Origin of the sequence: Nonomuraea sp. PA05 (assembly GCF_008086045.1) — a bacterium.
GTDB classification, from domain to species: Bacteria; Actinomycetota; Actinomycetes; order Streptosporangiales; family Streptosporangiaceae; genus Nonomuraea; species Nonomuraea monospora.
Genome location: NZ_VSEY01000023.1, coordinates 111,240 through 123,659, shown reverse-complemented (window position 1 = coordinate 123,659; position 12,420 = coordinate 111,240). Strand labels below are relative to the sequence as shown.

The following is a 12,420-nucleotide window of genomic DNA, read 5'->3' as shown; positions in this document are numbered from 1 at the left end:
TTCGGGGAATATTTGACTGTTTCGGTCGCCCGAATGCACAGTAGGCCATCACGCACTTGTCAGCAAAGGAGCCCACGTGGCGACCTCCCCCCTCGCGCCATCACCACTCGGCATCCCCAAGAGCCGCGTCCGCCAGCTCATGGCCGCCAGCATCGGCAACGTCGTGGAGTGGTACGACTGGTATGCGTACACGTTCCTAGCGGTCTACTTCTCCGAGCAGGTCTTCCCGAAGGGCTCCGCCAACAGCCTCGTGCCGCTGCTGAGCTCGTTCGCCGTCTTCGCCGTGGGCTTCTTCATGCGCCCGCTCGGCGGCCTGCTCGTCGGCGCCTTCGCCGACAGGTACGGCCGCAAGAACGCCATGACGTTCACCATCGTCCTGATGGGCGCCGGTTCGCTGCTCGTCGGCCTGACCCCGACGTACGCGGCCGTCGGCCTGCTCGCGCCGATCATCCTCACCCTGGCCAGGCTCATCCAGGGCCTGTCGGTCGGTGGCGAGTTCGCCGCCGCCACCACGTTCCTGGTGGAGTCGGCCCCGCACGGCCGCCGCGGCCTGTTCTCGAGCTTCCAGTACGTCAGCACCACCATCGGCCAGCTCCTCGCCTCGGGCCTGGCCGCGGTGCTGGCCACCAGCCTCATCGACGCCGACATGGACTCCTACGGCTGGCGCATCCCGTTTTTCGTGGGCGCCGTGCTCAGCCTCGTCGGCCTGTGGATCCGCAAGGGCGCCGACGAGACCTCGGCCGTGGCGGAGGAGATCAGGCGGGGCGAGGCCGAGCGGCCCAAGCTGTTCGACTTCCTCAAGCACTACCCGAGGTCGGCGGCCACGATCGTGGGCATCACGGTCGCCGGCACCGTCGCCTACTACACGTGGACCAGCTTCCTGCCCACCTACGCGCAGATCACCGTCGGCTTCGACAAGGCGGACTCGCTGCAGATCGGCACGATCTCGCTGGTCTTCTTCATGATCCTGCAGCCGCTGCTCGGCATGCTGTCGGACCGGGTCGGGCGCAAGCCGATGCTGATCACGTTCGGGCTCGGGTTCCTCATCCTGCCCGTGCCGCTGCTCGGCCTGCTCACCGACTCCTACGCGAGCCTGCTGGTCGTGCAGCTCGTCGGCATGGTGTTCCTCGGCTGCTTCACCTCGATCTCGGCCGCGGTGAACTCCGAGCTCTTCCCGACCCGGGTGCGGGCGGCGGGGGCCGGGTTCCCGTACTCGCTGACAGTGGCCCTCTTCGGCGGCACCGCCCCGCTGATCGGCACCGCGCTGCAGGAGGCGAAGAACCCCGGGCTCTTCCCCTGGTACATGTCGGCGCTGGCGCTCGTCTCGACGCTGGTCTATCTCTTCGTGCTGAAGGAGACCAAGGACCAGCCGCTGCGCTGACCCCTCAGCCGCCGAACGAGGTGCAGGGGCGCTCCCGCAACTCCTTGACGTACTCGTCGGGGGCGCCCGCGCGCTCGGCCGCCTCGGCCAGGCTGCCCAGGTAACGGGCCGAGGGCAGGCCGCCCTCGTAGCCGTCGAGCACGTAGAACCAGGCCACGACCTCGCCGTCGAGCGTCTGCACCCGCAGCCGCACCTTGTGGTAGGCGCCGCGCACCGCGCCCTCCCACTGGTCGAGCGAGGTCTCCTCCCAGTCGGGCACGTCGTAGAGCACCACGAACACGTGCTCGTCGGGGGCCTCGACGATGGTGGCGATCGCGCCCTCCCAGGCGAGGTCCATGCCGCCGAACGTCAGGCGCCAGCCGGGCAGCCAGCCCACACCCCAGATCGGTGAGTGGGGGGCGCGCATCGCCATCTGCTCGGGATCCATGTTGGTGCCGTACGCGCCGTACAGTTTGAGATCACTCGGCTTGCCCGAACGGTCTGAAGGCCATGCCACGATCCACCCCTCCCGCCGGGTGCCACTCGTCATCCAGCTACCCGCGCCATCCTGCCACGCCTGGGCGCCGCGCCGGTCCACCGAATCGGGCGGCGGGGAGAGTCGTGTCCGCCGGCGCTCGGACGACGGCCCGCGGCGGTGATCACGGCCCCGTTGTCGCTTCGGCTGGGCGGTGCGGGAGAATGGGACACGTGACGAGGATCGTGATCATCGGTGGCGGACCAGGCGGCTACGAGTCGGCGTTGGTGGCCGCTCAGCTAGGCGCGCAAGTCACGATGGTCGAGCAGGACGGCCCGGGCGGCGCGTGCGTGCTGACCGACTGCGTGCCGTCCAAGACTCTGATCGCGACCTCGGTGCGCAAGCAGGCGCTGCTCGACGCCGCGTCCCTGGGCGTGTCGTTCTCCGGCGGGTCCGACGGCGACGCCGGAGTGGTCGGGGTCGATCTGCCGCTGGTCAACAAGCGGGTCAAGGAGCTGGCGCAGGCGCAGTCGGCTGACATCGCGACGCGGGTCGAGGCCGAGGGCGTGGAGATCATCAAGGCGCGCGGCCGGCTGGTCGACCCGCAGGTGGTCAAGGCCGGCGACCGTACGATCAGGGCCGATGTGGTGCTGGTGGCGACCGGGGCGACGCCCCGCGTGCTGCCGGGCGCCGAGCCCGACGGCGAGCGCATCCTCACCTGGCGGCAGCTCTACGACCTGGAGGAGCTGCCCGAGCACCTGATCGTGGTCGGCTCCGGGGTGACGGGGGCGGAGTTCGCGGGCGCCTACCGCTCGCTGGGGGCCGAGGTCACGCTGGTGTCCAGCCGCGACCGGATGATGCCCAACGAGGACGCCGACGGCGCCGAGGTGCTGGAGGAGGTCTACCGGCGGCGCGGGATGAACGTCATGGGGCGCTCGCGGGCCTCGTCCGTCAAGCGCACCGCCGACGGGGTGGTCGTGACGCTGGAGGACGGGCGCACCGCCGAGGGCTCGCACGCGCTGATGACCGTCGGCATGATCCCCAACACCTCCGGCATCGGCCTGGAGGAGGCCGGGGTGCAGCTCGACAGGGGCGGCTTCGTCAAGGTCGACAAGGTCTCGCGCACCTCCGCGCCCGGCGTGTACGCCGCCGGCGACTGCACGGGCGTGCTGATGCTGGCCTCCGTCGCCGCCATGCAGGGCCGGATCGCGGTGTGGCACGCGATGGGCGAGGCCGTGCAGCCGCTGCGGCTGGCCACGGTGTCCTCCAACATCTTCACCGACCCCGAGATCGCGGCCGTGGGCGTCGCCCAGCGGGCCATCGAGGCCGGCGAGATCGAGGCGAACGTGGTCAAGCTGCCGCTGGCCACCAACGCGCGGGCCAAGATGCAGGGCTTCAACGACGGGTTCGTGAAGCTGTTCTGCCGCCCGCACACCGGCATCGTGCTGGGTGGCGTGGTCGTGGCGCCCCGGGCGTCCGAGCTGATCCTGGCCGTGTCGGTGGCGGTGCAGCAGCGGCTGACCGTCGACCAGCTCGCGCACACGTTCGCGGTCTACCCGTCGTTGTCGGGCTCGATCACCGAGGCCGCCAGGCGGCTGATGCAGCCGGGAGTGTCCATCTAGCACATGTGAGATGCCTCATGCCGTCAGTGCGTATTTGCACGCACCGGCAAGGGCCATCGGTTTCTACGGTGAGAGCGCACCAGGGACATTCAACACAGAAGGAGTAGTCCCGTGGCTTTCAGAAACCGAGTACTCGCGGCGACCGCCACCGTGGCCGCGGCGGGTGCCATCCTCGCCGGCGGTCCCGCCGGCACCGCCTCCGCCACCAGCGCCATGGGGGCCCAGAACATCAGCACGCTCATGACGGTCTGCACCAAGGACACGATCAGGAACTTCAACACGTGCACCCCGTTCCAGCGCAGCGTCTTACTGAGCCCAGGGCAGTCCAAGACCTTCGTGGTCGAGGGGCTGAGCAACCCGTCGGCGCCCAAGGGCGGCATGAAGGGCATCGTCAGCTGGGAGGTGTCGATGGACGCCGTCGGCAACGCGAGGGTGCGCTACCGCGACGACAGCTTCTTCACGCTGCTGTTCGACTCGCCCGGCAACAAGACGGTGGGCGACACCGTCGTGCCCGCCAGTGCTCTGACGAACGTCACGCTGCCCACGAGCGGGGCCGCCGTGTTCCGCCAGGCCGCCGTCACCGACACGACGCTCTTCAGCGGCTCGCGCACGGACTTCACGCTGTCCGCGCGCATCGGCCTGTAGGAGCGCGGTCAGGAAGCTCCGGGCCCGGCCACGTCAACGGTTGACCTTTGTTGGTATGGACACCAAACTAAGTCACGAGTTGGCGCAGCCGTTCTGAAGGAGCTTCCATGCCCTATCGCCCGCCGCTGGTCGCGCACGAGTACTTCGTCGCCGACCCGCCCGAGTTGCCGGTCCGTGAGCGGGGCGAGGGCGGCCTGTCCGCGCTCACCTCCGCCGAACTGGTCGCGGCCGACGGCGCCGAGGTGATGCTGAAGGCGGTCACCTCGGCGGAGGAGACGCTGGTCGTCCAGGTGGGCGTGGCGGGCGAGGGGGTCATCAGGGTCCGGCTGTCGGAGGACGCGACCGCCAGGCCGCGTTCCGAGCGGGCCATCGCGCTGGTGTCGCCCGGCATGTACTCAGGGGCACGTGTCGAGGCGGCCACCGGCGCGCCGATCGTGATCGACGCCGGCTCGCTGCGGGCCGAGATCAGCCTGCACCCCTGGCACCTGCGCTTCACCGACGCGGCGGGGCGGACGCTGGTCGAGCAGGACAGGGGGCACATCGACATCAGCGGCAGGCTGCGCACGCTGCCGTTCGGACGCTCCAGCTCCGCCGGTACGGCCGTGGCCTATCACGAGAGCTTCGTCGCCGCCCCCGACGAGGCGTTCTCCGGGTTCGGCGAGTCGTTCACCCGGCTGGACAAGCGCGGCCAGCGCCCGGTCATGTGGAACTTCGACGCCTTCGGGGCCGAGTCGCAGCGGGCCTACAAGAACGTGCCGCTCTACCTGTCGAGCAGGGGCTACGGCGTGCTGGTGGACAGCGGCGCGCCCACGGAGTTCGACGTGTGCCAGTCGACGCACAGCGCGGTGCAGATCGTGGTGCCCGACGACGTGCTCGACTACTACGTGATCGCCGGGCCTTCCCCGGCCGGGATCCTGGACCGTTACGACCTGCTGACCTGCCGGCCGTCACTGCCGCCGAAGTGGGCGTTCGGCACGTGGATCTCCTCCGGGTTCTGCGTGGACAGCCAGGAGCGGGTGCTGGCCAGGGCGCGCACGATCAGAGAACGCGGCATCCCGTGCGACGTGCTGCACCTGGACACCTACTGGCAGGCCGACGGGCACTGGTCGGAGCTGAAGTGGGACGCGGTGAACTTCCCCGACCCGGACGGCATGCTCGCCGAGCTGGACGGCATGGGGTTCAAGGTCTGCCTGTGGATGAACCCCTACATCTCGCACCTCAGCCCGGCGTTCCGCGAGGCCGCCGAGGCCGGGTACTTCCTGTTGAACCAGGCGGGGCAGGTGTACGTCGCTGACTGCTGGCACGGCTCGTTCCCGGCCTGCGGCATCATCGACTTCACCAACCCGGCCGCCGCCGAGTGGTTCCAGGGCCTGCTGCGCCCGCTGCTGCGCCAGGGCGTGGCCGTCTTCAAGACCGACTTCGCCGAGGGCGTGCCGGGCGACGCCGTGGCGCACAACGGCATGACCGGCGCCGACCTGCACAACGTCTACACGCTGCTGTTCAACGATCTGGTCGCCGAGGTCACCCGCGAGGTCAACGGGCACGACCTGGTCTGGGCGCGCTCGTCGTACCTGGGCGGGCAGCGCCACAGCGCCCAGTGGGGCGGCGACACCTACACCAGCTACGCCGCCATGGGCAGCACGATCAGGGGCGGGCTCGCGCACGGCCTGTCCGGCGTGCCGTTCTGGAGCCACGACGCGGGCGGCTTCACCGGGCGCCCGACGGACGACCTGTACGTGCGCTGGAGCCAGTTCGGCGCGCTGTCCCCGCTGCTGCGGCTGCACGGCACCACGACCAGGGAGCCGTGGGAGTTCCCCGAGGTCGAGGCGGAGGCCGTGGCCGCGCTCAGGCTGCGCTACCGGCTGATGCCCTACCTCTACTCGGCGGCCGTCGAGGCCGCGCGCACGGGTGCGCCGATGATGCGGGCGCTGTGCGTGGACTTCCCCGACGACCCGGTGGCCTGGCAGGCCGACCTGCAGTACCTGCTCGGCCGCGACCTGCTCGTCGCCCCCATGACCGCGCCGGAGGGCACCCGTCAGGTGTACCTGCCGCGCGGCCTGTGGGTGGACTACTGGACGAACGAGGTGCTGGAGGGCGCCCGTTACGTCACGGTCAGCAAGCCGCTCGACCAGATCCCCCTGTTCGTCCGGCATGGCGCGCTCATCCCTGTCCAGGAGCAGCGGGACACGGTGGACGTGCCGGCCGAGATCGCCCTCGTCGCCTTCGGGGGCGGCGACGGCACGGTAGAAATCCACGACGCGGACGGCGTGACGGTCGCCGCCGCCACCAGGGACGGCGAGGAGCTGCGTGTCGCCGTCACCGGCCCGAAGCGCGTCACCGGGGTGGAGATCGCCCCGGTGGCCGGAGCTCCCGCGCGGGCCGTCATCTCGTAACACCCCCCTGGAGGGATCATGGTCAGATTGAGAGGTGCGGCGGTGCTGGCCGCCGCCGCGCTCGCCCTGTCGGCCTGCGGCTCGGGAGGAGACGCGGGCACTCCCAGCCCGACCGGCTCCGAGCCGCGCGTGCTGAAGCTGTGGCACTACGAGACGGCCGACAGCGCCATGGGCAAGGCGTGGGCCGAAGCGATCAAGAAGTTCGAGGCGTCGCACCCGAACGTGACCGTCAAGTTCGAGGAGAAGGGCTTCGAACAGATCCAGAAGACGGCCAGCATGGTGCTGAACTCCGACGAGGCGCCCGACATCATGGAGTACAACAAGGGCAACGCCACGGCCGGGCTGCTGTCCAAGCAGGGCCTGCTCGCCGACCTGAGCGAGGAGGCCGCCAAGCGGGGCTGGGACAAGCTGCTGCCCGGCGGCCTGCAGACCACCGCCAAGTACGACGACCGGGGCGTGATGGGCTCCGGCAAGTGGTACGGCATCCCGAACTACGGCGAGTTCGTGATGGTCTACTACAACAAGGACCTCTTCGAGAAGCACAAGGTCGCGGTGCCGGCCACGTTCGAGGAGTTCACGGCGGCGCTGGACACGTTCGTCAAGGCCGGCGTGACGCCCATCGCCAACGCCGGCGCCGAGTACCCGGCGCAGCAGATCTTCTACCAGCTCGCGCTGACCAAGGCGCAGAAGCCGTGGCTGGACGCCTTCCAGTCCTACAAGGGCAAGGTCGACTTCCACGGCCCCGAGTTCACCTACGGCGCCGACACGTTCGCCGACTGGGTGAAGAAGGGCTACATCGCCAAGAACTCGTCCGGGATCAAGGCCGAAGACATGGGCGTGGCGTTCATGAACGGCAAGTTCCCCATCGTGATCAGCGGAAGCTGGTGGTACGGCCGCTTCGCCTCCGAGATCAAGAACTTCGAGTGGGGCCACTTCCTGTTCCCCGGCGCCACGATGTCGCCCGGCTCCAGCGGCAACATCTGGGTCGTGCCCGAGAAGTCGGAGAACAAGGACCTGGCCTACGACTTCATCGACATCACGATGAGCAAGGAGATCCAGAACCTGCTCGGCAACTCCGGCGGCATCCCCGTGGCCGGCGACGCGGCCGCGATCACCGACGCGAAGAGCAAGGAGCTGATCGAGACCTTCAACAAGCTGACCACCGCCGACGGCCTGGCCTTCTACCCCGACTGGCCCGCGCCGGGCTACTACGACGTGATGGTCGCCGGGGTCCAGGAGCTCATCAACGGCAGCAAGACCTCCGCCCAGGTGCTGGACGACCTCGCCAAGCCGTACGAGGACAACCTCGCCGACATTGGCAACTAGATGAGGGTTCGCACGAGGGGATACTGGCTCTACCTGATCCCCAGCCTGTTGCTGTTCCTGGCCGTCATCGTCGTGCCGTTCCTGATGAACCTGGGCGCGAGCTTCACCCGCTGGTCGGGGGTGGGCACGCCGAGGTGGATCGGGCTCGACAACTACACCAGGCTGCTGGAGGACGAGCGGTTCTGGGAGTCGTTCCAGCACAACGTGGGGCTGATCGTGGCGATGGCCGTCGTGCCCACCATGATCGGCCTCGTGCTGGCGGCGGCCTTGTTCGACTACATCGGCAAGCGTTTCGGGGCCCGCACGGCCTCGTCGCTGCGCGCGATGTACTACCTGCCGCAGGTGCTGCCGGTGGCCGTGGCCGGCGTGGTGTGGGGCTGGATGCTGCACCCGTCGTACGGCGCCGTCAACCAGATCCTCGGGCTGGACCTCGACTGGCTCGGCGACCCCGACCTGGCGCTGGCCACGGTCATGGGGGTCATGGTCTGGTTCCAGCTCGGCTACCCGGTCGTCATCTTCATGGCCGGGCTGCAGCGGGTGGACCCCACCTACTACGAGGCCGCCGAGATCGACGGGGCCTCGTGGTGGCGCAGGTTCTGGCACATCACGATCCCGCAGATCCGGCCGGAGATCTTCGTGGTGCTGCTGACGTGCACGATCGCCGCGCTGAAGGTGTTCGGGCCGATCTTCGTGCTGACCCGCGGAGGGCCCGGGAACGCGACGATGGTGCCGTCGTACTTCTCGTACCTGAACTTCTTCCAGAAGAGCAACGTCGGGTACGGCTCCGCGATCGCCACGGTGCTGGCGCTGATCATCATCGTGGTGACGTTCCTGTTCCTGCGCGTCCAGGAGCGTGAGTCATGAGGGGCCCGGGGCGGTGGGCCGTGCTGTTCGCGCTGGCCGTGCTGGCCGTCGTGATGATCTTCCCGTTCCTGATCGTGGCGATGAACGCGGTCAAGTCGCCCGCCGAGTACAGCTCGCAGGGGCCGCTCAGCCTGCCCGACGGGCTCTACCTGCAAGGGATCGTCGACTTCTGGAACCGGGTGGAATTCGGCACGAAGCTCTGGAACAGCTTCGTCATCAGCGCGTCCGTGGCGGTGCTGGCGGTCGTGCTGTCGGTGCTCAACGCGTACGCGCTGGGCATCGGCAGGGTGAAGGGTCGGCTGTGGATCCTGGTGCTGTTCCTGGTGGCCAACACGCTGCCGCAGGAGTCGCTGGCCTATCCGCTGTACTACCTGGCCAAGGCCGTGGGGCTGTACGACACCCAACTCTCGGTGATCATCGTGATGACCGCGATCCAGGCGGCGTTCGGCACGTACCTGCTGAGCGCGGTGCTGAGCCAGTTCCCGAAGGAGATCCTGGAGGCGGCGGAGATCGACGGGGCGGGGCGGCTGCGCTCGTTGTGGCGGATCGTGGTGCCGATCAGCCGGCCCACGATCAACGTGCTGCTGATCTTCTTCTTCATCTGGACCTGGAACGAGTTCTTCCTTCCGCTGATCTTCCTGATCTCGAACGACACCCAGACGGTGCCCGTCGCGCTCGGCGTGCTGCAGGGCCAGCGGTACATGGACGCCACCATGTCCAGCGCCTCGGCCCTGCTCGGCATCGTGCCGGCCGTCGCCTTCTTCCTGATCTTCCAGCGCACGCTGACCCGAGGTGTGACGGTCGGCGCCATCAAGTGATGGAGTCTCAATGCGAAAAATCCCATTATTAGCGGCTTTAACCCTCGCTGCCTCCCTGCTCTCCGCGCCCGCTCAGGCCGCCGAGACCTACCCCTTCCAGAACCCGGCCCTGCCGCTGGAGCAGCGGGTCGAGGACCTGCTCGGCCGGCTCACCCTGGACGAGAAGCTGGGCCTGCTGCACCAGTCGCAGCCCGCCATCCCGCGCCTGGGCATCGCCTACCACAAGAACGGCACCGAGGCCCTGCACGGCGTCGGCTGGTCCAACCACCTCAACGACAACTGGAACCAGAAGTTCGCCACCGGCACCGTCTTCCCGCAGGCCATCGGGCTGGCCAGCACCTGGGACACCGACCTGATCAAGAAGGTCGGCTCGGCCGTCGGCGACGAGGCCCGCGGCTACAACGCCGTGGACCCGGTGCTGTGGGGCCTCCAGGTGTGGGCGCCCGTGGTCGACCTGCTGCGCGACCCCCGGGCCGGCCGCAACGAGGAGGGCTACTCCGAGGATCCGCTGCTGACCGGCGCCATCTCGACCGCGTACGGCAAGGGACTGCAGGGCGACGACCCCAAGTACCTGAAGACCGCGCCCGTCCTGAAGCACTACCTGGCCTACAACAACGAGAACAACCGCAGCCTCACCTCCTCCAACCTGACGCCCAAGCTCAAGCACGAGTACTACGAGCCGGCGTTCAAGGCGGCCATCTCGGCCGACGCCGCCACCGGCGTGATGGCCTCCTACAACCTGGTCAACGGGCGGCCCAACCACGTCAATCCCGACCTGAACGACGCCGTGCGGTCGTGGACCGACAAGACGCTCTACAACCCCAGCGACGCGTGGGGGCCGCACGCGCTCACCGACCTGGAGCACTACTACGACAACAAGCCCGAGGCGTTCGCCGCCGTGCTCAAGGCCGGGCTCGACAGCTTCACCATCGACGGCAGCGACATCAGCATCATGGTCGCCAATCTCAAGGCCGCGCTCGCCCAGGGCTTCATCACCGAGGCGAACGTGGACAAGTCGGTGCGCAGCGTGCTGTCCATCCGGACGCGGCTCGGGCACTTCGACCCGGACGGCGGGCCGTACAAGAAGATCACCGCCGACGTGATCAACAGCGACGCCAACAAGCGGCTCAACCGCGAGACCGCCGGCAAGGCGGCGGTGCTGCTGAAGAACTCCGGCGTGCTGCCGCTGGCCAAGCCGAAGTCCGCGGCCGTGGTGGGCCCGCTGTCGGCCAAGCTCTACCGTGACTGGTACTCGGGGCAGCTCCCGTACCAGGTGACGCCGCTGGACGGGGTCAAGGAGCGCGTCTCCGACGTCACCGCCGGCGAGGGGCTGGAGCGCATCGCGCTCAAGCATCTCGACTCCGGCAAGTACATCACCGCCACCGGCACCGGCCCGGACGACAACGCGACGCTGAGCGACACCGCGCCCATCGCCGCCTCCCAGTGGGACCTCACCGACTGGACCGGCGGCGTGTCCACGCTGCGCAACGCCGGCAACGGCAAGCTGCTCGGCGGCGACTGGCGCTCGCTCGACACCGACGACGCCGAGCCCGACGGCTGGTACGTCTCCCAGCAGTTCGCGCTGGAGAAGCAGTCCGACGGCAGTCACCTGATCAGGTACGCCGGCTACGAGACCGTCGAGGGCTGGTTCGCCCTGCCCGACGCCTACGTCGGCATCACCGCCGAGGGCGCGCTCGGCCTGGTGCCCAAGGCTCAGGCCGCCAGGTTCGCCAAGGAGGTCGTCTCCGACGGCGTCGCCGCGGCCGCCGCGCAGGCCGCCAAGGCCGAGGTCGCGGTCGTCGTGGTGGGCAGCCACCCGTTCGTGGCCGGGCGCGAGTTCCACGACCGCGACAACCTGCAGCTGGGCGAGGGGCAGCGGCGGCTGATCGAGGCCGTGCGCAAGGCCAACCCGCGCACCGTGGTGGTCCTGGAGACCAGCTACCCCGTCATCGTGGACGCGCCGACGCTGCTGTGGACCACGCACGCGGGCGCCGAGACCGGGCACGCCATCGCCGACGTGCTCTTCGGCGACGTCAACCCGGGCGGCCGGCTCACCCAGACCTGGCCCGCCACCGACGACCTGCCCAGCATCCTCGACTACGACCTGACCAAGACCGGCATGACCTACCTGTACGGCCAGGACAAGCCGCTCTACGCCTTCGGGCACGGCCTGAGCTACACCTCCTTCGCCTACCAGGGCCTGCGGGTGCAGGGCGAGCGGGTGAGCGTCAAGGTCACCAACACCGGCAGGGCGAAGGGCGACGAGGTCGTCCAGCTCTACACCCACCAGCAGTCCTCCCGCTTCGAGCAGCCCGTCAAGCAGTTGCGCGGCTTCCAGCGGGTGACGCTGAACCCGGGCGAGACCCGCACGGTCACCTTCGCGCTGAAGAAGTCGGACCTGGCCGTCTGGGACCACACCCGCGGCAAGTGGACCGTCGAGAACGCCACCCACGACGTGCTCGTCGGCTCCTCCTCCGACCGGATCCGCCAGTCCACCACGCTGCGCGTGTCCGGCGAGACCGTCCCCGTGCGCGACCTGACCAGGACGACGCGGGCGATGGACTTCGACGACTACTCGGGCGTCGCCTTCGCCGACGAGAGCAAGGTGCGCGGCGAGGTCGTGGAGGGCTCGGCGGGCGACTGGGTCTCCTTCACCGGCGCTGCCTGGGGCTCGCGGCTGACCGCCTCGGTCGCCTCGGTGGGCGGCGGCTCGTTCGAGGTGCGGCGCGGCTCGCCGACCGGCACGCTGCTCGCCACCGTGCAGGTGCCCGCCACGGGCGGGATCTACCAGTACGGGACGGTGAACGCCTCGGTGAAGGCGGGCACCGGAAGCGTGTTCCTGGTGTTCAAGGGCGACCTGCGGATCAAGGACTTCGCGTTCACCAGGTCGTGATCAACGGGCGGCAGAATCTGCGAT

At 69.1% G+C, this 12,420-nt stretch carries 9 protein-coding genes; 8 read left to right on the top strand and 1 reads right to left on the bottom strand.

Annotated features, from left to right (window positions below):
- The first annotated feature begins 76 nt into the window (after positions 1-76).
- On the top strand, positions 77-1,381 hold the full coding sequence (locus FXF51_RS33040) for an MFS transporter (protein ID WP_262380006.1): 1,305 nt from the start codon (positions 77-79) through the stop codon (positions 1,379-1,381).
- Positions 1,382-1,385: 4 nt separating this feature from the next.
- Here FXF51_RS33040 and FXF51_RS33035 read toward each other — a convergent pair whose 3' ends face one another.
- Complete coding sequence (locus FXF51_RS33035) at positions 1,386-1,877, bottom strand: gamma-glutamylcyclotransferase (RefSeq protein ID WP_262380005.1); 492 nt, start codon at positions 1,875-1,877, stop codon at positions 1,386-1,388.
- A gap of 191 nt (positions 1,878-2,068) precedes the next feature.
- Between FXF51_RS33035 and FXF51_RS33030 the strand changes: the two genes are divergently transcribed.
- The 7 genes from FXF51_RS33030 (at position 2,069) to FXF51_RS33000 (ending at position 12,396) form a co-directional block, all read left to right on the top strand.
- Positions 2,069-3,457, top strand: a complete 1,389-nt coding sequence (locus FXF51_RS33030; protein ID WP_148438605.1) for an NAD(P)H-quinone dehydrogenase — start codon at positions 2,069-2,071, stop codon at positions 3,455-3,457.
- Positions 3,458-3,568: 111 nt separating this feature from the next.
- Positions 3,569-4,102 carry a hypothetical protein gene (locus tag FXF51_RS33025; RefSeq protein ID WP_148438604.1) on the top strand — a complete coding sequence of 178 codons (534 nt, stop codon included), beginning with the start codon at positions 3,569-3,571 and terminating at the stop codon, positions 4,100-4,102.
- Between the two features lie 107 nt (positions 4,103-4,209).
- On the top strand, positions 4,210-6,495 hold the full coding sequence (locus FXF51_RS33020) for a TIM-barrel domain-containing protein (RefSeq protein WP_148438603.1): 2,286 nt from the start codon (positions 4,210-4,212) through the stop codon (positions 6,493-6,495).
- Between the two features lie 18 nt (positions 6,496-6,513).
- Positions 6,514-7,821 (top strand): ABC transporter substrate-binding protein, encoded by a 1,308-nt coding sequence (locus FXF51_RS33015; protein ID WP_148438602.1) that lies wholly within the window; start codon positions 6,514-6,516, stop codon positions 7,819-7,821.
- Complete coding sequence (locus FXF51_RS33010) at positions 7,822-8,685, top strand: carbohydrate ABC transporter permease (protein WP_148438601.1); 864 nt, start codon at positions 7,822-7,824, stop codon at positions 8,683-8,685.
- Complete coding sequence (locus FXF51_RS33005) at positions 8,682-9,503, top strand: carbohydrate ABC transporter permease (RefSeq protein ID WP_148438600.1); 822 nt, start codon at positions 8,682-8,684, stop codon at positions 9,501-9,503. Before FXF51_RS33010 ends, FXF51_RS33005 begins: the two co-directional genes overlap by 4 nt.
- Positions 9,504-9,513: 10 nt before the next feature.
- Positions 9,514-12,396, top strand: coding sequence for a glycoside hydrolase family 3 protein (locus FXF51_RS33000; protein ID WP_148438599.1), 2,883 nt, complete (start codon positions 9,514-9,516; stop codon positions 12,394-12,396).
- Positions 12,397-12,420 lie beyond the last annotated feature (24 nt).

Coding starts and splice junctions, on each gene's coding strand:
- FXF51_RS33020 (WP_148438603.1), top strand. CDS start 4,210: ATGCCCTATCGCCCGCCGCTGGTCGCGCACGAGTACTTCGTCGCCGAC.
- FXF51_RS33015 (WP_148438602.1), top strand. CDS start 6,514: ATGGTCAGATTGAGAGGTGCGGCGGTGCTGGCCGCCGCCGCGCTCGCC.
- FXF51_RS33010 (WP_148438601.1), top strand. CDS start 7,822: ATGAGGGTTCGCACGAGGGGATACTGGCTCTACCTGATCCCCAGCCTG.
- FXF51_RS33005 (WP_148438600.1), top strand. CDS start 8,682: ATGAGGGGCCCGGGGCGGTGGGCCGTGCTGTTCGCGCTGGCCGTGCTG.
- FXF51_RS33000 (WP_148438599.1), top strand. CDS start 9,514: ATGCGAAAAATCCCATTATTAGCGGCTTTAACCCTCGCTGCCTCCCTG.